26 protein-coding genes are annotated in these 24,390 nt (G+C 68.3%); 18 read left to right on the forward strand and 8 right to left on the reverse strand.

Features of this window, described 5'->3' with window-relative positions; all coding sequences use genetic code 11:
• Window positions 1-266 precede the first annotated feature (266 nt).
• From ACTWQA_RS54980 to ACTWQA_RS54995, 4 genes are all read right to left on the reverse strand, one after another.
• Window positions 267-1,040: an ABC transporter ATP-binding protein gene (locus ACTWQA_RS54980; RefSeq protein ID WP_327584799.1), complete on the reverse strand. Its 774-nt coding sequence runs from the start codon at window positions 1,038-1,040 to the stop codon at window positions 267-269.
• Between the two features lie 99 nt (window positions 1,041-1,139).
• Window positions 1,140-1,988, reverse strand: a complete 849-nt coding sequence (locus ACTWQA_RS54985; protein ID WP_443166778.1) for an ABC transporter permease — start codon at window positions 1,986-1,988, stop codon at window positions 1,140-1,142.
• Window positions 1,985-2,800 (reverse strand): ABC transporter permease, encoded by an 816-nt coding sequence (locus ACTWQA_RS54990; RefSeq protein ID WP_443166779.1) that lies wholly within the window; start codon window positions 2,798-2,800, stop codon window positions 1,985-1,987. The genes ACTWQA_RS54985 and ACTWQA_RS54990 overlap by 4 nt, the downstream gene beginning before the upstream one ends.
• Window positions 2,797-3,795 (reverse strand): ABC transporter substrate-binding protein, encoded by a 999-nt coding sequence (locus tag ACTWQA_RS54995; protein WP_443166780.1) that lies wholly within the window; start codon window positions 3,793-3,795, stop codon window positions 2,797-2,799. The genes ACTWQA_RS54990 and ACTWQA_RS54995 overlap by 4 nt, the downstream gene beginning before the upstream one ends.
• A gap of 518 nt (window positions 3,796-4,313) precedes the next feature.
• Here ACTWQA_RS54995 and ACTWQA_RS55000 point away from each other — a divergent pair.
• From ACTWQA_RS55000 to ACTWQA_RS55015, 4 genes are all read left to right on the forward strand, one after another.
• Complete coding sequence (locus tag ACTWQA_RS55000) at window positions 4,314-7,241, forward strand: nitrate- and nitrite sensing domain-containing protein (RefSeq protein ID WP_443166781.1); 2,928 nt, start codon at window positions 4,314-4,316, stop codon at window positions 7,239-7,241.
• The gene (locus tag ACTWQA_RS55005; protein WP_020546542.1) at window positions 7,238-7,660 is read left to right on the forward strand and encodes a roadblock/LC7 domain-containing protein; all 423 of its coding nucleotides are present in this window, start codon (window positions 7,238-7,240) and stop codon (window positions 7,658-7,660) included. Before ACTWQA_RS55000 ends, ACTWQA_RS55005 begins: the two co-directional genes overlap by 4 nt.
• Before the next feature lie 73 nt (window positions 7,661-7,733).
• The gene (locus ACTWQA_RS55010) at window positions 7,734-8,081 is read left to right on the forward strand and encodes a DUF742 domain-containing protein (protein ID WP_305918521.1); all 348 of its coding nucleotides are present in this window, start codon (window positions 7,734-7,736) and stop codon (window positions 8,079-8,081) included.
• Entirely contained in the window at window positions 8,062-8,649 is a 588-nt protein-coding gene (locus ACTWQA_RS55015) for a GTP-binding protein (RefSeq protein WP_327584795.1), read from the forward strand. The genes ACTWQA_RS55010 and ACTWQA_RS55015 overlap by 20 nt, the downstream gene beginning before the upstream one ends.
• Before the next feature lie 48 nt (window positions 8,650-8,697).
• On the opposite strand, the gene ACTWQA_RS55020 is transcribed toward ACTWQA_RS55015, so the two are convergent.
• Genes ACTWQA_RS55020 through ACTWQA_RS55035 form a run of 4 tightly spaced genes read right to left on the reverse strand, consistent with a single transcriptional unit; the run spans window position 8,698 to window position 12,270 of the window.
• Window positions 8,698-9,702: a methyltransferase gene (locus ACTWQA_RS55020; protein ID WP_443166782.1), complete on the reverse strand. Its 1,005-nt coding sequence runs from the start codon at window positions 9,700-9,702 to the stop codon at window positions 8,698-8,700.
• A gap of 17 nt (window positions 9,703-9,719) precedes the next feature.
• On the reverse strand, window positions 9,720-10,511 hold the full coding sequence (locus ACTWQA_RS55025; RefSeq protein WP_443166783.1) for an ABC transporter permease: 792 nt from the start codon (window positions 10,509-10,511) through the stop codon (window positions 9,720-9,722).
• On the reverse strand, window positions 10,508-11,284 hold the full coding sequence (locus ACTWQA_RS55030; RefSeq protein ID WP_443166784.1) for an ABC transporter permease: 777 nt from the start codon (window positions 11,282-11,284) through the stop codon (window positions 10,508-10,510). Before ACTWQA_RS55030 ends, ACTWQA_RS55025 begins: the two co-directional genes overlap by 4 nt.
• A complete protein-coding gene (locus tag ACTWQA_RS55035) occupies window positions 11,281-12,270 on the reverse strand; it encodes an ABC transporter substrate-binding protein (protein WP_327584791.1) in 990 nt (329 codons plus the stop codon). Before ACTWQA_RS55035 ends, ACTWQA_RS55030 begins: the two co-directional genes overlap by 4 nt.
• A gap of 433 nt (window positions 12,271-12,703) precedes the next feature.
• On the opposite strand from ACTWQA_RS55035, the gene ACTWQA_RS55040 reads away from it, so the two are divergent.
• The 14 genes from ACTWQA_RS55040 to ACTWQA_RS55105 all read left to right on the forward strand — a co-directional run bounded on the left by ACTWQA_RS55040 (window position 12,704) and on the right by ACTWQA_RS55105 (window position 24,065).
• Window positions 12,704-15,538 carry a nitrate- and nitrite sensing domain-containing protein gene (locus ACTWQA_RS55040; RefSeq protein WP_443166785.1) on the forward strand — a complete coding sequence of 945 codons (2,835 nt, stop codon included), beginning with the start codon at window positions 12,704-12,706 and terminating at the stop codon, window positions 15,536-15,538.
• A gap of 67 nt (window positions 15,539-15,605) precedes the next feature.
• A complete protein-coding gene (locus ACTWQA_RS55045; RefSeq protein ID WP_443166786.1) occupies window positions 15,606-16,028 on the forward strand; it encodes a roadblock/LC7 domain-containing protein in 423 nt (140 codons plus the stop codon).
• 5 nt (window positions 16,029-16,033) lie between these two features.
• The gene (locus tag ACTWQA_RS55050) at window positions 16,034-16,450 is read left to right on the forward strand and encodes a DUF742 domain-containing protein (RefSeq protein ID WP_371825804.1); all 417 of its coding nucleotides are present in this window, start codon (window positions 16,034-16,036) and stop codon (window positions 16,448-16,450) included.
• Between the two features lie 7 nt (window positions 16,451-16,457).
• Entirely contained in the window at window positions 16,458-17,018 is a 561-nt protein-coding gene (locus tag ACTWQA_RS55055) for a GTP-binding protein (RefSeq protein WP_305918519.1), read from the forward strand.
• A 57-nt stretch (window positions 17,019-17,075) separates the two neighbouring features.
• On the forward strand, window positions 17,076-18,623 hold the full coding sequence (ffh, locus tag ACTWQA_RS55060; RefSeq protein ID WP_443166787.1) for a signal recognition particle protein: 1,548 nt from the start codon (window positions 17,076-17,078) through the stop codon (window positions 18,621-18,623).
• A gap of 218 nt (window positions 18,624-18,841) precedes the next feature.
• Window positions 18,842-19,282, forward strand: coding sequence for a 30S ribosomal protein S16 (gene rpsP / locus ACTWQA_RS55065; RefSeq protein WP_138667078.1), 441 nt, complete (start codon window positions 18,842-18,844; stop codon window positions 19,280-19,282).
• Between the two features lies 1 nt (window position 19,283).
• Window positions 19,284-19,529: an RNA-binding protein gene (locus ACTWQA_RS55070; RefSeq protein ID WP_043634919.1), complete on the forward strand. Its 246-nt coding sequence runs from the start codon at window positions 19,284-19,286 to the stop codon at window positions 19,527-19,529.
• A gap of 70 nt (window positions 19,530-19,599) precedes the next feature.
• Entirely contained in the window at window positions 19,600-20,100 is a 501-nt protein-coding gene (gene rimM / locus ACTWQA_RS55075) for a ribosome maturation factor RimM (RefSeq protein WP_443166788.1), read from the forward strand.
• Window positions 20,100-20,879: a tRNA (guanosine(37)-N1)-methyltransferase TrmD gene (gene trmD, locus ACTWQA_RS55080; RefSeq protein WP_443166789.1), complete on the forward strand. Its 780-nt coding sequence runs from the start codon at window positions 20,100-20,102 to the stop codon at window positions 20,877-20,879. The genes rimM and trmD overlap by 1 nt, the downstream gene beginning before the upstream one ends.
• 136 nt (window positions 20,880-21,015) lie before the next feature.
• Window positions 21,016-21,378 (forward strand): 50S ribosomal protein L19, encoded by a 363-nt coding sequence (gene rplS / locus ACTWQA_RS55085; protein WP_305918220.1) that lies wholly within the window; start codon window positions 21,016-21,018, stop codon window positions 21,376-21,378.
• 143 nt (window positions 21,379-21,521) lie between these two features.
• Window positions 21,522-22,388: a signal peptidase I gene (gene lepB / locus ACTWQA_RS55090; protein ID WP_443166790.1), complete on the forward strand. Its 867-nt coding sequence runs from the start codon at window positions 21,522-21,524 to the stop codon at window positions 22,386-22,388.
• Window positions 22,388-22,981: a signal peptidase I gene (gene lepB / locus ACTWQA_RS55095; RefSeq protein ID WP_443166791.1), complete on the forward strand. Its 594-nt coding sequence runs from the start codon at window positions 22,388-22,390 to the stop codon at window positions 22,979-22,981. Before lepB (ACTWQA_RS55090) ends, lepB (ACTWQA_RS55095) begins: the two co-directional genes overlap by 1 nt.
• Window positions 22,982-23,033: 52 nt before the next feature.
• A complete protein-coding gene (locus ACTWQA_RS55100) occupies window positions 23,034-23,702 on the forward strand; it encodes a ribonuclease HII (RefSeq protein ID WP_305918217.1) in 669 nt (222 codons plus the stop codon).
• Between the two features lie 39 nt (window positions 23,703-23,741).
• A complete protein-coding gene (locus ACTWQA_RS55105; RefSeq protein ID WP_026215037.1) occupies window positions 23,742-24,065 on the forward strand; it encodes a DUF2469 domain-containing protein in 324 nt (107 codons plus the stop codon).
• Window positions 24,066-24,390 lie beyond the last annotated feature (325 nt).

The raw sequence follows: 24,390 nt of genomic DNA on the forward strand, positions 1-24,390 counted from the left end.
AGGGCTACTCCACCGCTACATGCGGCACATGAACGGGCACATCGTGTCACCGTTTCGTCGCCAGCCGGAGCCCCCACCTCAGCCACAACCCCGATGCCTCGTCGGGCTGGGGCGAAGCCCCGTTAGCTCTTGCTTTCTCAGACGGGGGCGCTCAGAGGCGTGCCTCATGTGCCAGGCCTACGGCGAGCGGGGGCCGATGTGTCTCGGTCACCACTACGCCGTCCTGCCCGGCGGCCATGTCGAGGAGGGCGAGGCCGGAGGAGGTGTCAGACGGCCGCCGCGTGGCCGCGGACCAGGCGGCCGACCTCGGCGCGCAGGTGCACGAAGTCGGGGTGCTCGCGGGTGGAGATCTGATCACGCGGCCCGGGCAGGTCCACCTTGAGGTCGCCGACCACGTGCGCGGGGGCCTTGGACAACACCACCACGCGGTCGCCGACGTAGACGCTCTCGTCGATGTCGTGCGTGATGAGCACGATCGTCATCTGGTGGTGGCCGCGCACCTTGAGCACCAGGTCTTCCAGGTCCTCCCTGGTCTGTGCGTCCACCGAGCCGAACGGCTCGTCCATGAGCAACAACGACGGCCGGTACGCCAGCGCCCGCGCGATCGCCACCCGCTGCTGCATGCCGCCCGACAGCTGGAACGGGTATTTGCGCTCCGCGCCCGACAGCCCCACCGACTCCAGCGCCTCGAGGGCGGCCTCGCGGCGCGCCTTCTTGTCCATGCGCCTGCGGCGCAGCGGCAGGGCCACGTTGTCGGCCACCGACATCCACGGGAACAACGAGCGGCTGTAGTCCTGGAAGACCACGGCCAGGTTGTCCGGCGTCTGGCGCACGAGATTGCCCTCGACCTTGACCTCGCCGCCCGTCGGCGTGATCAGGCCGGCGATCGACCGCAGCAGCGTCGACTTCCCGCAGCCCGACGGCCCGACGATGCACAGCAGCTCGCCCGCGGCGACGCTCAGGTTGAGGCCTTCGATGGCGTGGTGCGCGTTCGGGCTACCGCCGCCGTAGACGTGGGAGAGGTTGTCTATCTCGAGCATGGAGTTCCTTGGGGGGCGGGACCGGCATCAGCACAAGACTGTAGCGGAGCAGGGAAAGCTGGACATGTCGGTCAGGTAAACCTGTTCAGGGCGCTGATCTTACTCCGTGAGTCGCTGGGCGGAGTGGTGCCAGCCGAGCACCCGGCGCTCCACGATGAGGAACAGTTCGTTCAGGAGGTAGCCGAGCACCCCGAGGAGCACGATCCCGGCCCACATGGACAAGGGGTCGGTCTGGTCCTTGGCGAAGGTGATCTGGAATCCGATGCCGTTCGTGGTGCCCGGCAGCAGCTCGGAGAACACCATGACGATCAAGGACAGCGACAGGGCCAGCCGCAGCCCGGCGAACATCTTGGGCAACGCCGACGGCAGGATCACCAGGCGCAGCCGCTGGGCCCGCGTCAGCCGGAACACCTGGCACGTCTGCAGGTGCATGGGCTCCACCGAGCGGGCGCCGTCGGCGGTGTTGAGCAGCACCGGCCACAGGATGCTGAACATGATGAACGCCAGCTGCATCCGCAGCCCGAACCCGAACACCAGGAACACGCTGACCAGCGCGGGAGGCGGGATCGCCCGCAGGAACTGCAGCACCCCGTCGAGATAGTCGTACATCCGCGCGGACAGCCCCACCGCCAGCCCGAGCACGACGCCGGCCAGCGCGCCCCCGATGAACCCGGCGGTCATCCGGCCGAGGCTCGGCAGGATGTTCTCGATGGCCGCGTCGGTCAGGAACACCGTGGCGGGCGGCCCGGAGAACCACATCGTGTGCATCCGCGCCACGATCATGCTGGGCGCAGGGAAGAACGGGCTGCCCGCCGCCCTGGTGGCGGTCTCCCAGACCACGATCAGCACGACGAGCACCAGCCAGCGGAACGCCGCCGTCCGCACGCCCTTGCGGCGCGCGAGCGTGGTCCTGGTCGCGAACGTGGCGACCTCTGCCGTGGCTTTCATCCCGGCTCTCCCAACCGCGCGTGATGCCAGCGGAACGCCAGCCGCTCGGCCGCGATCAGCAACGCGTTCACCGCGACCCCGAACAGCCCCACCCAGCACGCCCCGGCCAGGATGTCGGTCATCCGCGCGGGCATGGCGATGCCGGCGAAGAAGATGAACACGCCGATGCCCTCACCCCGGCCGGCCACGATCTCGGTGCTCACGGTCAGGATCAGCGCCACTCCGGTGGCCAGCCGGAAACCGGTCATGATGAAGGGTGCCGACGACGGCAGCGAGACCCGCAGGAGCACGGACAACGGGCCGAAGCCGTACGACCTGAGCGACTCCTTGGCCAGCGGGTCGACGCCGCGCAGGCCGTACATCGTGTTGTAGAGGATCGGCCACAGCGAGGCGTAGACCACGAGCGTGACGCGCAGCTGCAGACCCGTGCCGATCATGAGCGCCACCAGCGGGATCAGCGCGACGGACGGGATCGGCCGCAGGAACTCCACGACCGAGCGGGACGCGGCGTCGATGATCGGCACGCTGCCGAGCAACAGGCCCAGCGGCACGGCGATCAGCGCCGCGATGCCGAGCCCCATGGCCCAGGCGAGCAGGCTCGTCAGGGCGTGCCCGCGGAAGGCCGGGTCGAACACGAGCGCCATGCCCCGCCCGGCGATCTCCGTCACGGGCGGCAGGTACTCGGAGGACACCAGGCCGGTCCGGCTGAGCAACTCGATCAGCGCGGCGAAGGCGAGGGCTCCGGCCGCCCGGCGCGACCACCTTGTGGCGGTCCCGGCCGGGCGGGCGCGGGCCAGGGTCTGAGCGCTCACCCGGAGGTCGTCGGCGACATGAGGGACTTGACCTCGATCGCCTTGCCGAGCCACTTGGCCTCCAGCATCCAGTCGGCCACGCGTTGCAGCCGGACCGGGTTGTCGTTGCTGGAGAAGTACGGGAACGTGACGGTGGCCGCGGTGGCCGCGTCGATCTGGGTGAAGGTCGGCAGCACCTTGGCCACCGCCTCGCGGTTGTTCTCCATCAGCTTGGCCGCGTTGTGGATGGCCCGCTGGAACGCCGCCGCGACCTTCGGGTTCTTGTCGTACCACTCCTGGGTGCTGACGTACCCGGAGATCGGGAACTCGGCCGCGGGGCCGGAGGCCGGGTCGAGGATCTTGCGTGCGCCCATCGAGGCCGTGGCCGCCGTGACCATGGGCTCGCCCAGGTAGGCGGCATCGATCTGGCCGCTCTTCCACGAGGTCATGATGTTCTGGAACGTCACCGGGACGTACTTGATCGAGGCGGGGTCGACGTTGTTGGCCTTGAGCACCTGGGTGAGGGCCAGCTCCTGGAAGTTCCGCAGGACGTTCACGTTGATCGTCTTGCCTTCGAGGTCCTTGGCCGTCTTGATGGGCGAGTCGGGCAGGGCCATGATGCTCAGCGAGTCAGGGGCGGCCCGCGAGCCCTCGGCCAGGATCCGCAGCTTGAGCGAGCCCTTGTCGTGGGCGGCGAACATGGACACGTAGTTGCCGAACATGGCGTCGATCTCGCCGTTCAGCAACATGGGGATGGCCTCGGGCGCGGCCTGGACGACCTGCGGGGTGACCTCCAGCCCCTCCTTCTCGAAGAGCTTCTGGTCGATGGCGACGTAGATGGCCGCGCTGTCGATCGCCGGCAGGGTGGCGATCTTGATCTTCGTCTTCTCCAGGCCACCGGCGGTGGCGGATGGTGGCGCGCTGGCAGTAGTGGAGCCGCCCGTGCTGCACGCGACGGCGCCGAGTGTCAAAGCTAATCCGATGATGGCGGCCCTGGCGGGATGGCCAAGCCTCATGTCAGGGACTCCCTTCAGATGGAGCCGGGGGGTGAGGGGGACCGGGCGGTTTCTGCTGCCGGGGTTGTGTGCCTGACGCACAACAGGGATTGACCGTAGCACCAAATTGGTGGTCATTATCGCGAAGATAACACTTGTGGTTGCAATGTCCGTTTGTCGCTATATCGTGAAATTTTGACGAGCTGTAAGAAACTGAGTGTTTGTCCATTTTGGGAAAGGTGGTGTCGACGAGGCCTCCGTTACTCCTGGGACAGAGCTTGCTCTGCGTCCTCTGGGTCCGAAGTGGCTCATGGGACGCTTGATATTGGATGTTTTCCCAGATAGATGGCGGTCTACCGATTCAGTCCAATTTTTCGGACAATCAGGGATAAACACCTCATCGGGGCACTATTGGTGGTTGGCCCTAGCTAACCCGTGTGCTCAAATGGCGCTTATCTCGACGTACATATTGCCCCACGTGCATTTACCTGCATGGTCACCGAGAATTCCCCTCCCGGGGCGAGAGGTAGCGAAGGCAAGTGAGAACGCAGAGCGCTGAAGCTTCCGCCGACCGCGAGCCGCGCGCGCACCAGAAGCGACGGCCTGCCGCATCGTCGTCTGGCAGGTTCGGGCTGGGCAACTGGCACGTGCGGTCGCGCCTCATCGCGCTGATCGTCGTTCCCACGGCCGTGGCCGTGGGCCTCGGCGGGCTGAACGTGATCACCTCGCTCAACGACGCCAGCACCTACCAGACCCTTCGAGAGGTCGCCGAGGTCAGCGAGCAGCTCGGGGCGGTCACCCACGAGCTGTCCTTCGAACGTGACGAGAGCGCCCTCTGGATTGCCCAAGGCCGCCCCGAGAACCGCGAGGCCCAGCTGCGCACCACCTACAGCCGGGTGAACGCGCTCATCGAGGAGGCCAAGGACCGGGCGCAGGCGATCACCGACACCCACGCCGAGGCCGTGCGGCCGGTGCTGCGGCGTCTGGAGGAGATCCCGACGCTGCGCGACACGGCCGTCAACGGGAAGATCCAGCCGCTGCCGATGATCCAGAAGTACTCACAGATCATCGCGGCCCTTCTGCAGTTCCACGACCAGGTCGGCCAGGTCGCGGTCGACGACCAGGTCTCCGACAGCGCCAGCTCGACGGCCGCGATCGCCCGCGCCAAGGAGCAGGCGTCCAAGCAGCGTGGCATCCTCGCCAGCGCGCTGGACAAGAAGGGCTTCGACAGCGGCGAGTTCGACGCGCTCACCGACGCCAAGTCGCGCGAGGAGAGCGAGGAGACGCTCTTCGGCACCCTGGCCAACCTCGAGCAGCTGGAGCTCTACCGCAACACCGTGGTCGGCCGGGACGTGGACCAGACGGACCTGTTCCGGTTGCGTGCCATGGCGCAGTCGGCCGAGGGCAAGGAGCTGAGCATCGGTGTGCCGGCCAACAAGGACGTGGCCACATGGTTCGAGGTCAGCACCGGCAAGATCGACGCACTGCGCAGCGTGGAGAAGGAACTGGCGTCCTCGGTGATCCTGCGGGCCCGGACCCTGGAGGAAGGCGCCAACCGCTCGGCGCTGATCTCCGGGGGGCTCATCCTGGTCCTGCTGCTCGTGGTGGTCGCGATCATCTCGCTCATCGCCCGCTCGCTCATCAGGCCGCTGCGCAAGCTGCGCCACGAGGCACTCGACATCGCCGGGCATCGCCTGCCCGAGACCGTGCAGCAGCTGCGTGAGAGCGGCGAGGGCACGGTCGGCCCGGTCGTCCCGATCGGCGTGGACACCCATGACGAGATCGGCGAGGTGGCGCGGGCGTTCGACGAGGTGCACCGCGAGGCCGTGCGGCTGGCCGGCGAGGAGGCACGGCTGCGCAGCAACGTCAACGCGATGTTCGTGAACCTGTCGCGGCGCAGCCAGACGCTGGTCGAGCGGCAGATCACCCTGATCGACGGGCTGGAGCAGGGCGAGCAGGACGAGCAGCGGCTGGGCAACTTGTTCAAGCTGGACCACCTGGCCACTCGCATGCGGCGCAACAGCGAGAACCTGCTGGTACTGGCCGGCCAGGACCCGCCGCGCCGGTGGAGCCAGCCGGTGAAGCTGGTCGACGTGGCGCGGGCCTCGCTCTCGGAGGTCGAGAACTACGAGCGCGTCGTGCTGCAGGTGCCCGACGGCGTCTCGGTGGCGGGACAGGCCGTCAACGACGTCATCCACCTGCTCGCCGAGCTGGTGGAGAACGCGTTGTCGTTCTCGCCGCGCGAGACCCGGGTGACGGTGTCGGGCAGCAGGATCGACGGCGGCGGTGTGATGTTGTCGATCACCGACTCCGGCATCGGCATGACGCAGGAGGAGCTGGTCCAGTCCAACGAGCGGCTGACCGACGCGCCGAGCGTCGATGTGTCGGTCTCGCGGCGGATGGGCCTGTTCGTGGTCGCCAGGCTGGCGCACCGGCACGGCATCCGGGTGCAGCTGCGCCCGCACAGCTCCGGTGGGCTGACCGCGATGGTGCTCATCCCGGAGAACATGCTCGGCGCCCAGGCGCCGACCTTCCCCGGCCAGCCGTCCTACAGCGGCAACCAGCCACCGTCCTACAACCCGCCGGCCGTCTTCCCCGGTGACCCGCCTTCGCCGTTCGCACAGTCGCCCGCTGCGGGCGGTGACCAGCCGCCCGCGTTCGGCCGGCCGCCTGCCTTGGCGGGCGACCCGCCGCTCGCCTTCTCCGGCGCGGGGAGCGGCAGGGAGGAGCCGTACTCGGGACCGCATCCCGCGCCGCCCGCCACGGACTGGCCGGAGTCCGCCTACCAGATGGGCCCAGGCCACCCCTCCTTCCCGTCGAACGCCGGGGGGCCGGGCGGCTGGCAGGCCCCGCCGCCCCAGTGGCAGCCCGACCCCGGGGCCTGGCCGGCCGAGCCGCGCAGCGCCGGCGGCTACGACAGCTCCGACGTCTGGTCCCCGCCGCGCAACGCGGGCTGGAACGGCAGCAGCCTGCCCAAGCGGTCCGTGCCCGGTTGGCGCGGCGGTGACACGATGCCGCCGCAGCGGCCGGGGTTCGAGTTCACCGACGGCGAACCGGCGGCCACCGGCCCCATGCCGTCCGTCCCGCCCGCGTCCGCGGGCGACGACTACCTGCCGATCTTCGCCGCCGTGGAGTCCGCCTGGTTCGGGCGGGACAAGAGCTGGAGCTCCACCAAGGCGGACGAGGGCTGGAGCGCTGCGGAGGCGGTTGTGGAGCCGGTGCGTGGTGAATCGACGTCGGCGGGGCTGCCCAAGCGGGTGCCCAAGGCCAACCTGGTGCCCGGCTCGGCCGACACCTCGTCGGCGCCGAAGGGCGTCACGCCGATGCCGTCGGTGTCCCCGGACCGGGTGCGCAACCGGCTCTCCAGCTTCCAGCAGGGCTTCCGTGCGGCACGCGATGACATCCACGAGGGCAGGGCGGCGTTCACCTCTGGCCCGCGGAACGACGACAGGGAGGAGGGAGTATGAACGATTTAAGCCATGCGGCACGCGGGGTCGACTGGCTGATCACCGATTTCGTCAGTACGGTCCCGGGTGTCGCGCATGCGGTGGTCGTCTCATCTGACGGGCTGCCACTGGCGGCCTCGTCGGGTTTCCCGGCCGACCGGGCTGATCAGCTGGCCGCCATCGCGTCAGGACTGGTGAGCCTGACGCAGGGGGCGGCCAGGGTGTTCGAGGGCGGTGCGGTCAATCAGACGATCGTGGAGATGCAGCGCGGGCTCATGCTGATCATGTCGATCAGCGACGGCTCGTGCCTGGCGGTGCTGGCCGCCCCGGACTGCGACATGGGTCTGGTGGCGTACCAGATGACACTGATGGTCGACCGCGCCGGTCAGGTGCTGACTCCGGCTGTGCGCGCGGAGCTGCGTGCCAGCCAGACCAGGTGATGTACACGTGACAGACCCACGATGGACCAGCCGCGAATGGGCGTCCCCGCCAGAGCCACAGGCCCAGTCGCAGCTGAACCCAGACCCCGCTTCGCCCGTCCGTCCGTACGCGGTGACAGGTGGACGGACGGCGCCGCGGGTCAAACTGGCGATGGAGGCTCTGGTGTCCTCGGCCACGGCCGAGCACCGGGAGTTCTCGCATATCACGCCGGAGTACCAGGCGATCAGTCAACTGTGCCGGCAGGTCCGGTCCGTGGCGGAGGTGTCGGCCCTGCTGCGGATCCCCCTCGGCGTGGCACGCGTGCTGATCGCTGACATGGCGGCCGAAGGCCTGGTCCGCGTGCACCAGCCACAGCTGGACGCCGGACGGCCCGACGTTAATCTGCTCGAAAGGGTGCTCAGTGGACTTCGCAGGCTCTAGCCCCGGCCTCACCTCGACGAAGATCGTGGTGGCTGGAGGTTTCGGGGTGGGCAAGACGACGTTCGTCGGTGCGGTGTCGGAGATCATGCCGTTGACGACGGAGGCGGTGATGACCGACGCCTCGGCGGGGATCGACGACCTCGGCATGACGCCGCTGAAGTCGACCACCACCGTCGCGATGGACTTCGGCCGGGTCTCCCTCGACCGTGACCTGATCCTTTACCTGTTCGGCACGCCTGGACAGCACCGGTTCTGGTTCATGTGGGACGACCTGGTACGCGGCGCGATCGGCGCCGTCGTGCTGGTGGACACCCGCCGTCTTGCCGACAGTTTTCCGGCGATCGACTATTTCGAAGAAGCGCAGCTGCCGTTCATCGTGGGCGTCAACGGCTGGGACGGCCAATATCCGCACAGCGACACCGAGGTGCGCGACGCCCTGACCCTGGCGCCGCACATCCCGCTGGTGCGGCTCGACGCCCGCAAGAAGGACTCGGTGAAGAGCACATTGATCAACCTCGTCGAGCACGCGCTCACGGTGCGGATGGCCGTGCCGGGCTGGGGCGGTTAGCCCCCGGCGGCGCCAGGACAGCCTGACGATCACGCCGGAGGCCCTCGCTCAGCGGGGACCGGCCTCGATGAGGCTCGCTCCGGAGCCCATCTCGATGACCTCGCCGATCGCCAGATCCGCCCGGCCGAGCAGCGCCGCGTATTCCTCGCGGCTGCGCTCCGCGCCCCCGTTGAAGATCGCCAGCATCCGCAGGTCGATGTCCTTGCCCAGATGCGGCGCCTCGTCGTCGGGCAACACCACCTCGAGGACCAGGACGCGACCGCCCGGGTTCATGGCCTGGCGGACGTTGCGCAGGATCTTGACGGCGTCCTCGTCGTCCCAGTTGTGCAGCACACTGGCCAGCAGGTAGACGTCGCCGCCGGCCGGGACCGAGGCGAAGAAGTCACCCGCGACGACCTCCGCCCGGTCCGACAGGCCCGCCGCGGCCAGCGTGCGCGCGGCGTGGGCGGTCACGTGCTCCAGATCGAACAGGATGCCCCGCATCCGCGGGTTGGCGTGCAGGACCGTGGCCAGGATGTGGCCCTTGCCGCCGGCCACGTCGACCATGGTCGCGGTGGCGGGGAAGGCGTAGCGTTTGGCCAGGCCCTCGGTGAGGGGGACGGCCCGGCGCCTCATGTAGTCGTCGAACAGGCTGCTCGACGACGGGTTCTTGGCCAGGTGGTCGTAGAGGTGGCCGTAGCGCTTCACGAAGGCCGAGCTGCCGTCGCGCACCGTGGCGGGGAGCATGCCCAGCGCGTACCAGAAGCCCTCCTCGCCGAGCATGCGGATCGAGGAGCGGACCGAGTCCGGCGCGTCGGACCGCAGGGCGGCGCCTCGCTCGGTGAGGTCATACGTGTCAGGACCGGTGGGACGAATCAGGTCCTGGCTCGCCAGCTCGCGCAGCACCCGGCGCAGCGAAGGCGCGTGCGCGCCGCAGCGCCTGGCCAGCTCCTCGCCGTCGAGCGGGCCGTGCGTCAGGTGGTCGGCCAGGCCCAGCTCGGCCATGGTCAGCAGGGCCGCGAAACGGGAGAGATCGCTTACGGCTCCCCAGAGGAGGTCGTCGGAATGCGGCATGAATCCTTCCAGCGGGATCACGCGTTGCGGTTGGCCTGCCGGTGCCAGACGAGCAGGCGCCGCTCGGCCAGCACGAACAGGGAGTTCACCAGGTAGCCCAGCACCCCGAGCAGGGCGATCGTCGCCCACACCCCCGCGCCGTCGAAGCTGCGCTGGGCCACCAGCAGCTGATAGCCGATGCCGTCGGTGCTGCCGAACAGCTCCGAGATGACCATGAGGATCAGCGCGAGCGACAGGCTCAGCCGCAGCCCGGCGAAGATCTTCGGCGAGGCGGCCGGGAGGAGCACCACCCGGAGGTACTGCGCCTTCGACAGGTTGAAGACTCTGGCCGTCTCCGTGTACGTGCGATCCACGGCCCTGACCCCGTCGATGGAGTTGAGCAGCACGGGCCAGATCACGCCGAACACGATCGCGGCCAGCTGCATGGTCAGCCCGGCCTTGAACAGCACCAGGAACAGCGGCAGCAGCAACGGCGGCGGGATGGCCCGGCCGAACTCGATCAGTGGGTCCACGTAGTCGGTCGCCGTCCGCGAGCGCCCGAGCAGCACGCCGAGCACCACGCCGAGCACGGCGGCCAGGATCCAGCCGCTCAACATGCGGCCGAGGCTCGGCAGCAGGTTCTCCACCGCGTCGTCGGTCAGGAAGATCCGCGTGACGGGCCCGGAGAACCACAGCTCGTACATGCGGACGACGATCGTCGTCGGCGGGGGGAAGTCGATGTCCTCCATCCCACGCGCGATGAACTCCCAGGCGATGAGCACCACGGGGATGACCCAGAACCTGGCGCCGGCCTTCACGAGGGTTTTCACGACTCCTGCGCTCCTGTCCGCATGCGGTGCCAGTGGAACAGGCGGCGCTCCCCGGCCAGGAGCGCCAGGTTCGCGATCACGCCGAATATCCCGGCCCAGAACGTCGCCGCCATCATGAGGTCCATACGGTTGCCACTGCCGGCCTGGACCACGAAGACGCCGATGCCGGCGGTGCCGCCGGCCAGCAGCTCGGCGCTGACCGCCAGGATCAGCGCGATGCCCGCGGCGATCCTGACCCCCGTCGCGACGAACGGGGCGGCGCTGGGCAGGCTCACCCTGGCGAGCACGGCCAGCGGGCCGAAGCCGAAGCTGCGCAGGGACTCCTTGGCCAGCGGGTCCACGTCCTGCATGCCGTAGAGGGTGTTGATCAGGATCGGCCACATGCAGGCGTACACGATGACCGAGATCTTCATCAGCCCGTCCACCGGGATCAGCAGGATGGCGAGCGGGATGATCGCGACGGAGGGGATCGGGCGCATGAACTCCAGCACGGGCCTGATGGCCCGCTCCACCGGCGGCAGCGCGCCGAGCAGCACGCCCAGGGGGACGGAGATCCCGATCGCGATCAGCAGGCCGAGCGCCCAGTTGGTCAGGGTCGTGCCGAGTCCCGTCAGGAACTCGGGGCTGACCAGGAGGAGCACGGCTTCGTACAGGATGGTCGAGGGGGCGGGGAAGACCACGTCATCGCTCACGACGAAGCGGATGAGCAGTTCCCCGACGGCAAGGAGCCCCGCGGCGCCGGCGGCGCCGCGGAGCACTCGAGCACTGGTCATCCGGCCGCGGGGGCCGGGATGATGACGGACTTCACGTCGATCGGGCTCGTGATGTACTTGTATTCGAGCAGGAGGTCGGCCACCTTCTGCAGGCGGTTCGCGGTCAGCTCGGTCGGGTAGCTCAGCGGCGTGATCACGGACGCGGTCTTCGCGTCGATCTTCGTGTACGTCGGCAGAGCCGTCTCGAGCTCCTTACGGTCGGTCGAGACATCCTTCAGCGCCTTGGCGACCGCCCGCTGGAACGCGGCCAGCGTCTTCGGGTACTTCTGCGCCCATTCCTCAGTGACCGACCAGCCGGAGATGGGGAAGTTCTCGGTCTGGCCGGTCATCGTGTCGGCCAGCTTGCGGAAGCCGAGCGTGCTCTGGGTGGAGGTGATGAAGGGCTCGACCATCCAGGCCGCGTCGGCCAGGCCGGTGTTGAGCGCGTTGCCCATCTCAGGGAAGGGGACTTCCTTGTACTTGACGTCGTCCTTGGTGAGCCCAGCCACCTTGAGCTGCGTCTCCACGGCGAGCGTGGCGATGTTGCCGAGAGTGTTGACCGCGACGGTCTTGCCCTTCAGGTCCGCCACCGTCTTGATGGGCGAGTCCTTCGGAACCATGATGTTGAACGTGTTCGGGGCGCCCTGGGAGGCCTCCGCGACGAGCTTGATCTTCTGGCCCTTGCTGACGGCCACCAGCCCCGACACGTAGTTCTGGAGCGTGGCGTCGAGAGCGCCGCTCAGGAGTTGCGGCATCGCTGCCGCGCCACCGGTGATGACCACCGGCTCGACCGTCAGGCCCTCTTGCTTGAAGTAGCCCTTGTTCACCGCGATATAGAGCGATACGGAGTCAGGGATCGGGATCGCCCCGACCTTGATGGTGGTCTTCTCCAAGCCGTTGGCGCCGGTCGACGCGGTCGTGGAACTGTCGGAGCCGCTACAGCCGGCAAGCACTAGGGCGACTGCGACGCCGAGTGCGACGGCGCTGCAGCGCAGTTTGCGTGTCATCGGGGGGTTCTCCTACCAGGGGGAAGTTCTGGAGACGGCACAGGTTACCGGGCGTGAAGCGTACCGGAAGGGGGACTCCGATCGGCAGCGGTGCGCCGCGTATGGGAGTTTTATCGATTGAAGATGACGGTAAACGACTATAGATGTAAATATATGGACAAAGAGCGCTTTGTTGCGATATGTCTGACTCGGGGGTGTGGTTGCGCTCCGTGGTCGAAGGCTTGCGACGTGAACAATGTGTGCCTTGGAACGGTTGAATACCGTCGAGGCGTTGGCTGAAGTATGAGGTTTGTGCTCAAATTGGGCCTCGAACTTGCCTGCGATCACTCGTCCCTGGGACGAAGCCGCTGAGACCCCCTAAGCAGGCCATGGCGAGAGGTTGCCACCAGTGAGGACAACAACGACCGACCCCGGTCGTGGTAGGGCTCCGGACGTGCCCGAACAGCCGGCGGGCGGCGAGGTGCCGGAGGTGACCCTGCCCAAGGCGGGGAGCCCGCTCGCGCTGCGCAACTGGCGTGTCCGCACGCGCCTCATCGCCCTCATCGCCGTTCCCACGATCGTGGCCGTTGTCTTCGGCGGCCTGCGCGTCACCACTTCGATCGGCAGCGCGGAGCAGTACCAGGTCATCGGCGAGGTCGGCAAGGTGGTCGGCCAATTCGGCGAGCTCTCGCGCGACCTCGGCCTCGAGCGCGACCTGGCCGCCCGCTACGCCGCCTCCCGGTCGGCGGCCGACAGGGACCGCTACGGCGACCAGCAGGAGGTCGTCGACGTCAACGTCAAGCGCGTCCTGGCGGCCGCGCAGACCGTCGAGCCGTCCCTGTCCGACATCGGCCGAAGGAACCTCGAGCGCATCAAGGTCCGGCTCGGCCAGTTGGGCTCGCTGCGCCAGACGGTGGCGGGGACCGACTCGCAGCTGCCGCCCCTGCCGACGATGGAGAAGTACTCCGAGACCATCACCGAGATGCTCCAGCTCTACGACGAGGTCGCTCAGGGCGCGACGGACGAGCAGCTGATCTCCACCAGCGCCGCCCTGCGCGCCATCGCCCGAGCCGAGGATGAGGGCTCCAAGCAGCGCGCGCTCCTGATGGCCGGCATCATCCGAGGGTCCTTCCTCGAGACCGAGTTCCAGGCGTTCGTCGACGCCACCGCCCGGCGGGTCAGCGAGCGGGACTCCTTCCTGGCTGTCGCCTCGCTGGATCAGCGGCAGGCGTTCGACGAGACCGTCGCCAGCGCGAAGATCGCCCGCGCCGAGCTCTTCATCGCCCGCGCCGTGCTGCTGCACAACAACGCCGCCGGTGCCCTGTCGAGCAGCGCCAGGGAGCAATACCTGCGCAGGCTCGACCCCTCCACCAACAAGGACGTGGACCTCTGGTTCGAGGCCATCGGCGAGACCGTCGACCGGCTCCACCAGGTCCAGAAGTCGCTCGGGGACCAGGTGGCCACCCGGAGCGCCGACCTCGCCGGCGGCGACCGGCAGCTCGCCGCGATCAACATCTCGATCGTGGCCGCCCTGCTGCTCCTGGTCCTCGCCATCACCGCCATCATGGCGGGCTCGCTGGTACGTCCGCTCCGCCGCCTGCGTGGCGACGCACTCAAGATCGCCGGCCAGACCCTGCCCGACCTCGTCCGCCAGCTGCGCAACACCGACGTCGACCCTGAACGGCTGAACGTCCCGCCCATCGAGATCAACTCCAAGGACGAGATCGGTGAAGTGGCCCGCGCCTTCGACGAGGTGCACCGCGAGGCCGTCCGCCTGGCGGGCGAGGAGTCCAAGCTGCGGAGCAACGTCAACGCGATGTTCGTGAACCTGTCGCGGCGCAGCCAGACGCTGGTCGAGCGGCAGATCACCCTGATCGACGGGCTGGAGCAGGGCGAGCAGGACGAGCAGCGGCTCGGGAACCTGTTCAAGCTCGACCACCTGGCCACCCGCATGCGGCGCAACAGCGAGAACCTGCTGGTCCTCGCCGGCCAGGAGCCGCCGCGCCGCTGGAGCCAGCCTGTCAAGCTCGTGGACGTCGCCCGCGCCTCGCTGTCGGAGGTCGAGAACTACGATCGCGTCGTGCTGGAGGTGCCCGAGGGCATCTCCATCGCCGGCCAGGCCGTCAACGACGTCATCCACCTGCTCGCCGAGCTGATCGAGAACGCCCTGTCGTTCTCGCCCCGCGAAGCCCGCGTGCCCGTCTCGGGCAGCAGGATCGACGGCGGCGGCATCATGCTCGCCATCAGCGACTCCGGCATCGGCATGACCGCCGAGGAGCTGGTCCAGGCCAACGAGCGGCTGATCGACGCGCCCACCGTCGACGTCTCGGTCTCGCGCCGCATGGGCCTGTTCGTGGTCGCCAGGCTGGCGCACCGCCACGGCATCCGGGTGCAGCTGCGCCCGCACGGCTCCGGCGGGCTGACCGCGATGGTGCTCATCCCCGAGTCCCTGCTCGGTGCGCAGACCCCCGCGACCGCCGGATCCACACCCGCGACCGCCGGCGCGGGCGTCGCTCGCGAGCAGGCCTTCCACACGCCGCAGCCCTCGGCCGCCGGGCCGTGGCAGCCGGGCGGCTACCAGCCCGGGCCTGGGCATCCGTCCTTCCCGTCGTACCCGTCGGCGGAGCCGGCCTCGAGCGGCTCCTGGTCATCGGCACCCCAATGGCCGGCGACCGGCGACAACTGGATGGCGAACAACTCGGCTCCCTCCTCGGACGTGTGGGTCTCCTCGCGGGGGCCGGTCACGGGAGAGACCACAGCGCTGCCCCGGCGGGGCGCGCTGCCGCCCGAGGGGCCCAGCCCGTGGACGCGCGGTCCCGAGCAGCCCGCCCCCGCCTCGCAGCGCCACCACTTCCCCGAGACCGAGTCCGCGGCGACCGGCCCCATGCCGGCGGTCGAGCCCGCCTCGTCCGGGGACGAGTATCTGCCGATCTTCGCCTCGGTCGAGTCCGCCTGGTTCGAGCACGGCGGCGACAACGAGGCGACCTGGGGTTCGGCCAAGGCCGACGCCGGTTGGAGCGCCGCCGAGGCCGTGGTCGAGCCGGCACGCGACGGGGCCACCGCGGCCGGGCTGCCCAAGCGGGTGCCCAAGGCCAACCTGGTACCTGGTTCCGCCGAGGCCGTCTCGGCGCCGAAGGGCGTCGCGCCCATGCCGACGGTCTCGCCCGACCGGGTGCGCAGCCGCCTTTCGAGCTTCCAACAAGGCTTCCGGGCGGCACGCGACGACATCAGCGAGGGCAGGGCGTACGGGTCCGGCCCCAGGAATAACAGCAGGGACGAGGGCGCATGAGTGAGCGAAGCGAGCGGCCGATCAAGCACAGCCGACTGTCGTTCATGCGACCGACGCAGGAGGGCGAATGAACGACCTGAGCCACGCGGCTCGCGGAGTGGACTGGTTAATCACCGACTTCGTCAGTACGGTTCCCGGGGTCGCGCACGCGGTGGTCGTCTCGTCCGACGGGCTGCCGCTCGCGGCTTCGTCGGGTTTCCCGGCTGACCGGGCCGACCAGCTGGCCGCCATCGCGTCGGGCCTGGTGAGCCTGACGCAGGGGGCCGCCAGGGTGTTCGAGGGCGGCGCGGTCAACCAGACGATCGTGGAGATGCAGCGGGGCCTGATGCTGATCATGGCGATCAGCGACGGCTCGTGCCTGGCGGTGCTGGCGGCACCGGACTGCGACATGGGTTTGGTGGCGTACCAGATGACATTGATGGTTGATCGCGCCGGTCAGGTGCTGACTCCGGCTGTGCGCGCGGAGCTGCGCGCCAGCCAGTCCAGGTGATGTGAGTGACGAACCCATCGTGGAACAGCGGCGGGTGGAACAGCGGCGGCTGGGAGCCCCCGCAGCCTCCGCCCTCCAGCTCCGAGCCCGCCTCGCCGGTGCGTCCCTACGCCGTCACGGGCGGGCGAACCGCGCCCAAGGTGAAGCTGGCGATGGAGGCGCTGGTGTCCTCGGCGACCGCCGAGCATCGGGAGTTCTCGCACATCACGCCCGAATACAAGGCGATCAGCCAGCTCTGCCTGCAGGTCAGGTCGGTGGCGGAGGTCTCGGCACTGTTGCGGATCCCGCTCGGCGTGGTGCGGGTTCTGATCGCGGACATGGCGGCGGAAGGCCTCCTACGAGTGCATCAGCCGCAGCTGGAAGCGGGTAGACCTGACGTCAACCTGCTGGAAAGGGTGCTCAGTGGACTTCGCAGGCTCTAGCCCCGGCCTGACCTCGACGAAGATCGTCGTGGCTGGGGGCTTCGGCGTGGGCAAGACGACGTTCGTCGGCGCGGTGTCGGAGATCATGCCGTTGACCACGGAGGCCGTCATGACCGACGCTTCCGCCGGCATCGACGACCTGGGCATGACGCCGTTGAAGTCGACGACGACCGTGGCGATGGACTTCGGCCGCGTCTCGCTGGACAGTGACCTGATCCTTTACCTGTTCGGCACGCCTGGACAGCACCGGTTCTGGTTCATGTGGGACGACCTGGTGCGGGGGGCGATCGGCGCCGTCGTGCTGGTGGACACCCGCCGCCTGGCCGACAGTTTTCCTGCCATCGACTACTTCGAAGAGGCGCAGCTGCCGTTCATCGTGGGGGTGAACGGCTGGGACGGCCAGTATCTGCACAGCGACGCCGAGGTGCGGGACGCTTTGACGTTGGCGCCGCACATCCCGATGGTGCGGCTCGACGCGCGTTCGAAGGACTCGGTCAAAGGCGCTCTGATCAATCTCGTCGAGCACGCGCTCACGGTTCGCATGGCCGTGCCAGGCTGGAGCGGCTAGGAGAGCGGATAGGCTGGAGTCTCCGACGTACATTCGCTTCGAGGACTGGCCAACCACGTGTTCGAGACGCTTTCCGACCGGCTGACATCGGTCTTCTCCTCCCTCCGAGCCAAGGGCCGGCTGTCCGATGCCGACATCGACGCCACCACCCGCGAGATCCGCATCGCCCTGTTGGAGGCCGATGTCGCGTTGCCGGTGGTGAAGGCGTTCGTCGCCCAGGTCAAGGAGCGCGCCCGCGGCACCGAGGTCTCCCAGGCGCTCAATCCGGCGCAGCAGGTCGTCAAGATCGTCAATGACGAGCTGATCGAGATCCTCGGCGGTGAGACCCGCAGGCTCCGCTTCGCCAAGACGCCGCCGACCGTCATCATGCTCGCGGGCCTCCAGGGCGCCGGCAAGACCACCCTGGCCGGCAAGCTGGCCAGGTGGCTGCGCGAGCAGGGCCACGCGCCCATGCTGGTGGCCGCCGACCTGCAGCGCCCCAACGCCGTCCAGCAGCTCCAGGTCGTGGGCGAGTGGGCGCAGGTCGCCGTCTACGCGCCCGAGCCGGGCAACGGCGTCGGCGACCCGATCGGGGTCGCCCGCACGTCGATCGACGAGGCGAAGCGCCTCAATCACGACATCGTCATCATCGACACCGCCGGCCGCCTGGGCATCGACCAGGAGATGATGAAGCAGGCCGCCGACATCCGCGACGTGGTCCAGCCCGACGAGGTCCTGTTCGTCGTGGACGCCATGATCGGCCAGGACGCCGTCACCACGGCCCAGGCGTTCATGGAGGGCGTCGGCTTCGACGGCGTCGTGCTGACCAAGCTCGACGGCGACGCCCGCGGCGGTGCCGCGCTGTCGGTCCGGCACATCACCGGCCGGCCGATCATGTTCGCCTCGACGGGTGAGAAGCTCGAGGACTTCGACGCCTTCCACCCGGACCGGATGGCCTCCCGAATCCTGGACATGGGTGACATCCTCACCCTGATCGAGCAGGCACAGAAGACGTTCGACGAGGAGCAGGCCGCCAAGATGGCCGGCAAGCTCACGTCGGGCGAGAGCTTCACGCTCGAGGACTTCCTCGAGCAGATGATGATGGTCCAGAAAATGGGGCCGATCAAAAACCTGCTCGGCATGATGCCCGGCATGGGGCAGATGCGCGACCAGCTCAACTCGATCGACGACCGCGATCTCGACCGCATCGCCGCGATCATCCGTTCCATGACGCCGGGCGAGCGCCAGGACCCCAAGATCATCAACGGCTCGCGCCGGGCGCGCATCGCCGCCGGCTCCGGCGTCACGGTCACCGCGGTCAACAACCTGGTCACCCGCTTCTTCGAGGCGCAGAAGATGATGAAGCGGATGGCCGGCGGGATGGGCATCCCGGGCATGCCGGGTGGGCGTGGCAAGGCGGCCAAGGCGCAGAAGAAGAACAAGAAGGGGCGGCGGGTCAGCGGTGACCCGCGCAAGGCGGCGCTGGAGAAGGCGTCGTCCAGCGATGCTCCGGCGCCGCCCAAGCAGGGCGGGATGCTGGGAAACCTGCACGGCAAGCTGCCTCCGGGGATGGACCTGCCGCCGGGCTTCGACCCCTCCAAGTTCAAGCTCCCGGGCCAGCAGTAACCACCCTGGGCTATTGTTGCCGGCGCTTTGCGGCGCCCTTCCCGATGAGGTCGTAGGCAGTGCCGTCGATCTGGCACAATGACATGTTGGAACACCGTGACCAGGTGGGCGCCCTCTAACCTCCCGCCGGCCGCGTCTGTCCCTGGAGCGTCGACCAGCCGTGCCCCACTCGGCGAAGCGCCGCTCACCCACGCTCGAATGCAGGAGAGACCACACCCGTGGCAGTCAAGATCAAGCTCAAGCGGCTCGGCATGATCCGCAACGCGCAATACCGTATCGTCGTCGCCGACAGCCGCACCAAGCGTGACGGCCGGGCGATCGAGGAGATCGGCCTGTACCACCCGAAGGACGACCCTTCGCGCATCGAGGTCAACGCCGAGCGTGCGGCTTACTGGCTCGGGGTCGGCGCGCAGCCGACCGAGCCGGTGCTCAAGCTGCTCAAGCTCACCGGTGACTGGCAGAAGTTCAAGGGCGAGCCCGCCCCTGCGCCGCTGAAGGTGGCCGAGCCGAAGCCGGACCGTCACGCCATCTACGAGGCTGCGGCCAAGGAGGCGCTGTCCGGTGGCGACACCGGCACGGCCGCCACCACGCCGAAGAGGGCCAAGAAGAAGGAAGAGGCCGAGGCCCCCGTCGAGACCCCGACCGAGGGCGAGGCCTGACGTGCTCGAGGAGGCTCTCGAGCACCTCGTGAAGGGCATCGTCGAACATCCTGACGATGTCCGGGTCCGCGCACGCCGCATTCGCAGCGGGCGCGTCCTGGAGGTCCGGGTGCACCCCGAGGACCTGGGCAAGGTCATCGGACGCGGCGGGCGCACCGCCAAGGCGCTGCGTACGGTCGTGAACGCCCTGGCCGACGGGAAATACGTGCGGGTCGACCTGCTCGATCTGCACGAAGCAGTCCGTTAGCGTCAGGTTTCCGCGCCCTCATCGGCTCTCCGGCCGATGGGGGCGCTTGCGTTAAGAAAGGGCACAACACGTGCAGCTGGTCGTCGGCCGGATAGGTCGTCCGCACGGGGTACGCGGTGAGGTGACCGTGGAGGTGCTTACCGACGAACCCGAGCGGCGCTTCGTCGTCGGCACGTCCATCGCGACCGACCCCGCCGATCGGGGGCCGCTCGTCGTCACCGGCCGACGCTGGCACAAGGACTTCCTGCTGATTATGTTCGACGGCGTCACCGACCGGGACGTGGCCGAGGAGCTGCGGGGCACCATGCTGGTCATCGACTCGGCCGATGTGGAGCCGTCCGACGACCCCGACGAGTTCCACGACCACCAGCTCATCGGCCTGGCGGTGGAGACCGTCGCCGGCGATCCGGTGGGCGAGGTCACCGACGTCCTGCACCACGGGCAGGACCTGCTGGTCGTCCGCAGGAAGGGCGCCGACGAGGCGCTCATCCCGTTCGTGAAGGCCCTGGTGCCGGAGGTGGACCTGCAGGGCGGGCGGCTGGTCGTCGATCCGCCGGAGGGCCTGCTGTGATGCGGCTCGACATCATCTCGATCTTTCCTGAATACTTCGCGCCCCTGGACGTGTCGCTGATCGGCAAGGCACGCGATCGCGGCACCCTGGACGTACGCGTGCACCAGTTGCGCGACTGGACCCACGACGTGCACAAGGCCGTCGACGACACGCCGTACGGCGGTGGTCCCGGCATGGTCATGAAGCCCGAGGTGTGGGGCGAGGCCATCGACGCGGTGATCGGGGACGGCGCGCCGCGGATGATCGTGCCGACGCCGAGCGGGCGGCCGTTCACCCAGGAGCTCGCGCAGGAGCTGGCGGCGGAGCCGTGGCTGCTGTTCGCGTGCGGGCGCTACGAGGGCATCGACGCGCGGGTCATGGCTGAATACGGCACGCGGCTGCGCGTGGACGAGGTCAGCATCGGTGACTACGTGCTGGCCGGGGGAGAGGTCGCGGTGCTGGTCATGGTGGAGGCCATCGGCAGGCTGCTGCCCGGCGTGCTGGGCAACGCCCAGTCGGCCGTGGACGACTCCTTCGCGCCCGGGTCCATGCGTAACCTGGTCGAGGGCCCCGTCTACACCAAGCCGCCCGTCTGGCGGGGCCATGAGGTGCCTGCCGTGTTGCTGTCCGGGCACCATGGGAAGGTGGCCAGGTGGCGACGGGACGAGGCGCTGCGCCGCACCGTACGAAACCGGCCCGAGCTGGCGGCGGCACTCGACCCCGGCACGCTCGACAAGCACGACAGGAAGCTCCTGGAGGAGCTCTCGTTTGGGGTCCTCCCCGAAGATATGGCAAACTGAATCGCTGCCAACCTCTTGTGGTTGGTCTGTCATGCCCGGGAAACGATCCCGGGTTCATCACATCAGCAAGCGCGTCCGCCGCGAGCTTCGGCCGGGTGGACCTCCGCGTGCTCACGAGAACTTGAGGACAGCTCTCATGCACACGAAGATCCAGGAGCTCGAGAAGGCGACCCTGCGCAGCGACGTGCCGGGATTCCGCCCCGGTGACACGCTCGAGGTTCACGTACGAGTCGTCGAAGGCAACCGCTCCCGTATCCAGGTCTTCAAGGGCTTCGTGCTGCGCCGGCAGGGCAGCGGCGCCCGCGAGACCTTCACGGTCCGCAAGGTCAGCTACGGCGTCGGCGTCGAGCGCACCTTCCCCGTGCACAGCCCGGTCATCGAGAAGGTCGTGCTCCTGACCCGCGGCGACGTGCGCAGGGCCAAGCTCTACTACATGCGCGACCTGCGCGGCAAGGCCGCCCGCATCCGCGAGAAGCGCGAGACGACGGCCGCCAAGTAAGCCCTGGTCTTTCCCGAATGGCCCGCCCTCCGGGGCGGGCCATTCGGCTTTACAGGGCCGTTTCCTTTATGTGGAGCGACTCGTGCTCGGTGTAACGTCGGTCGAGGCTTGTCTAGCCGAATCATCATCTAGGCTCGTCAGCGATGACTAGCGAGAGCCAGGAGCACGGCGCGGCGCGCCGCCCTGTCGAGGACGAGGTGGACGTGGTCGCCGAAGAGACTCAGAAGCCGGCCAAGGGCGAAAAACAGGATAAGGAGAAGAAGGGGTCGTTCTGGAAAGAGCTTCCTGTTCTTGTCGTTGTCGCCCTGGTGCTGGCACTGATCATCAAGACGTTTGTGGTCCAGGCCTTCTACATCCCGTCGGAGTCGATGGAGAACACCCTCCTGAAGAACGACAGGGTCCTGGTCAACAAGCTCGTCTACCACACGCGCGACATCGAGCGCGGCGACGTGGTGGTGTTCTCCGGCGTCGATTCCTGGGACGGCGAATTCCAGCTGGAGGAGCCGTCCAACGCGGTCGCGGGGTTCTTCCGGTGGGTGGGCACGGCGTTCGGCCTCGTGCCCGGTGAGAAGGACTACATCAAGCGGGTCATCGGCATCGGTGGCGACCGCGTCCGGTGTTGCGACTCCAAGGGACGCATCACGGTCAACGGCACGCCCATCGACGAGGAGAGCTACCTCTACCCCGGTAACGTGCCCTCCGACAAGTTCTTCGACGTCACGGTGCCGCAAGGGCGGCTGTGGGTCATGGGCGACCACCGCTCGGTCTCGCTCGACTCGCGTTCACATACCGGAGACCCGGGTGGCGGTTCCATACCTGAAGGTCAGGTCATCGGGCGGGCGTTCGTGATCGTCTGGCCGTTCGACCGGGCGAGCACGATCGACATCCCGGCCACGTTCGCACAGCCCGCGCTCCAGGCGCTCGGTGGGTCGATCCCGCTCGTCGCCGGGTTTGGGCTGGCCATACCCTTGGTCCTGGTTCGTCGGCGCTGGCTGCGGAGGAGGCGTTGATGGCCGTCACCAAGAAGGCGGAGGGCGTGGGGAAAGAGAAGAAGAAGGGCAGTTTCCGCGAGACGGTGCTGCTGCTGGTGATGGGCGTCGGCATCGCGTTGTTGCTGCAGGCGTTCGTGGTGGGCTCGTTCTACATCCCGTCCGAGTCGATGGAGAACACCCTGCTGATCAACGACCGCGTGTTCGTCAACAAGCTCGCGGGCAAGCCGGAGCGCGGCGACATCGTGGTGTTCAAGGGCTGGAACGGCGAGGACACCATCAAGCGCGTCATCGGCGTCGGCGGCGACAAGGTGGTCTGCTGCGACGCCAAGAAGCGCATCACGGTCAACGGCACGCCGCTGGACGAGACCTCCTACCTCTATCCCGGCGATCTCGCCTCTAACGATAAGTTCGACGTCACGGTGCCCGCGGGAAAGTTGTGGCTGATGGGTGACCACCGCAGCAACTCGGCCGACTCCCGGTCCAACATGGAGGCGCCCGGTGGGGGCTTCATCTCGGAAGACGCGGTGGTCGGCACGGCGGTGGTGCGCTACTGGCCGCTCAATCGCGGCTATCTCTTCTCCCGGCCCGACATTTTCGACAAGGTCAAGTAGAGGGGGCTTTCGGTCGCGGGCCGCGGCGAATGGGGCGTACGCTGCCTCTGTCATGACAGTTGCGTTCCGCCCTCGACCGAGCGTCGTCCGGCGCGATTCCGGGCTCTACGCCTATGAGCGGGCGCTGGCCCGCCGCGGCCTCACCCCGATCGCCGGCGTCGACGAGGCAGGCCGCGGCGCCTGCGCAGGACCGCTCGTGGTCGCGGCCGTGATCCTGCGCAGGGAGATCGCCGGCCTCGCCGACTCGAAGCTGCTGACGCCGGCGGTGCGCGAAACCCTTTACGATCGGATCACGCGTGTCTCCCATGTAGGCATAGTGGTGATCCCGCCGGGGGAGATCGACGCCAAAGGTCTTCACAAGTGCAACGTTTCAGGAATGCGGCGAGCTGTCGCACAGTTGCCTTGTGACCCGGAGTACATCCTGACGGACGGCTTCCCGGTGCCCGGGCTGCCCGCGCCGTCGCTCGCCGTGTGGAAGGGGGATCAGGTGGCCGCTTGCGTGGCGGCCGCGTCCATCGTGGCCAAGGTGACCAGGGACCGCCTGATGGTGGCGCTCGACGAACGCTTTCCGCAGTACGGCTTCGCCGAGCACAAGGGATACGTCACACCGGGGCACCGGCTGGCGCTGGAAACGCACGGCCCATGTGCCGACCACCGTTACTCCTTCGTCACGGTGGCCAGGGAGATGGGTGAGAATGAAATGGGGGCCGGGGTTGCCTGAGCAGGCAAACCGGGGGACCGGTACGACAGGAGGACCGCGATGAGCGCAGAGGATCTCGAAAAGTACGAAACCGAGATGGAGCTGCAGCTTTACCGCGAATACCGTGATGTCGTCGGTTTGTTCACATACGTCGTGGAGACTGAGCGGCGCTTCTATCTGACCAACTCGGTCGACCTCGACGTCCGTACCGCGGAGAACGGCGACGTCTTCTTCGATGTGAAGATGCAGGACGCTTGGGTGTGGGACATGTATCGGCCGGCGCGGTTCGTGAAGAACGTGCGGGTGGTCACGTTTAAGGATGTAAACGTGGAGGAGTTGGCGAAGGCCGATCTGGAGATGCCTAAGGAAGGGTTCTCGGGGTAGTCCGGTCGGTCGTGACTGGGGCTGTTGGCTGGTCGGGGCGGGGATGTGGGCCGGTCAGTCCGCTCCCCTCCGGTTAGCGGGTCGGAGGCGAGGCCGCCAGGGGTCAGCTCGCTGACGGCTGAGGCGGGATTGCTTCGGATCTCGGCGATCAGCCAGCCACCGGCGCACCTCAGGGGCGCAGCCCGTCCGCGCAGCTCATCCGAGCAGCCCGTCCGAGCAGCCCGTCCGAGCAGCCCGTCCGAGCAGCCCGTCCGAGCAGCCCGTCCGAGCAGCCCGTCCGAGCAGCCCGTCCGAGCAGCCCGTCCGAGCAGCCCGTCCGAGCAGC

Source organism: Nonomuraea sp. 10N515B (assembly GCF_052245915.1).
GTDB lineage: Bacteria > Actinomycetota > Actinomycetes > Streptosporangiales > Streptosporangiaceae > Nonomuraea.

Bases quoted from the DNA above. Each gene is read 5' to 3' on its own strand.
- trmD (WP_443166789.1), top strand. From the start codon at position 20,100: ATGCGGCTCGACATCATCTCGATCTTTCCTGAATACTTCGCGCCCCTG.
- ACTWQA_RS55100 (WP_305918217.1), top strand. From the start codon at position 23,034: ATGACAGTTGCGTTCCGCCCTCGACCGAGCGTCGTCCGGCGCGATTCC.
- ACTWQA_RS54980 (WP_327584799.1), bottom strand. From the start codon at position 1,040: ATGCTCGAGATAGACAACCTCTCCCACGTCTACGGCGGCGGTAGCCCG.
- ACTWQA_RS55005 (WP_020546542.1), top strand. From the start codon at position 7,238: ATGAACGATTTAAGCCATGCGGCACGCGGGGTCGACTGGCTGATCACC.
- lepB (WP_443166790.1), top strand. From the start codon at position 21,522: ATGACTAGCGAGAGCCAGGAGCACGGCGCGGCGCGCCGCCCTGTCGAG.
- ACTWQA_RS55035 (WP_327584791.1), bottom strand. From the start codon at position 12,270: ATGACACGCAAACTGCGCTGCAGCGCCGTCGCACTCGGCGTCGCAGTC.
- rplS (WP_305918220.1), top strand. From the start codon at position 21,016: ATGCACACGAAGATCCAGGAGCTCGAGAAGGCGACCCTGCGCAGCGAC.
- ACTWQA_RS55030 (WP_443166784.1), bottom strand. From the start codon at position 11,284: ATGACCAGTGCTCGAGTGCTCCGCGGCGCCGCCGGCGCCGCGGGGCTC.
- ACTWQA_RS54995 (WP_443166780.1), bottom strand. From the start codon at position 3,795: ATGAGGCTTGGCCATCCCGCCAGGGCCGCCATCATCGGATTAGCTTTG.
- ACTWQA_RS54985 (WP_443166778.1), bottom strand. From the start codon at position 1,988: ATGAAAGCCACGGCAGAGGTCGCCACGTTCGCGACCAGGACCACGCTC.
- lepB (WP_443166791.1), top strand. From the start codon at position 22,388: ATGGCCGTCACCAAGAAGGCGGAGGGCGTGGGGAAAGAGAAGAAGAAG.
- ACTWQA_RS55105 (WP_026215037.1), top strand. From the start codon at position 23,742: ATGAGCGCAGAGGATCTCGAAAAGTACGAAACCGAGATGGAGCTGCAG.
- ACTWQA_RS55020 (WP_443166782.1), bottom strand. From the start codon at position 9,702: ATGCCGCATTCCGACGACCTCCTCTGGGGAGCCGTAAGCGATCTCTCC.
- ACTWQA_RS55045 (WP_443166786.1), top strand. From the start codon at position 15,606: ATGAACGACCTGAGCCACGCGGCTCGCGGAGTGGACTGGTTAATCACC.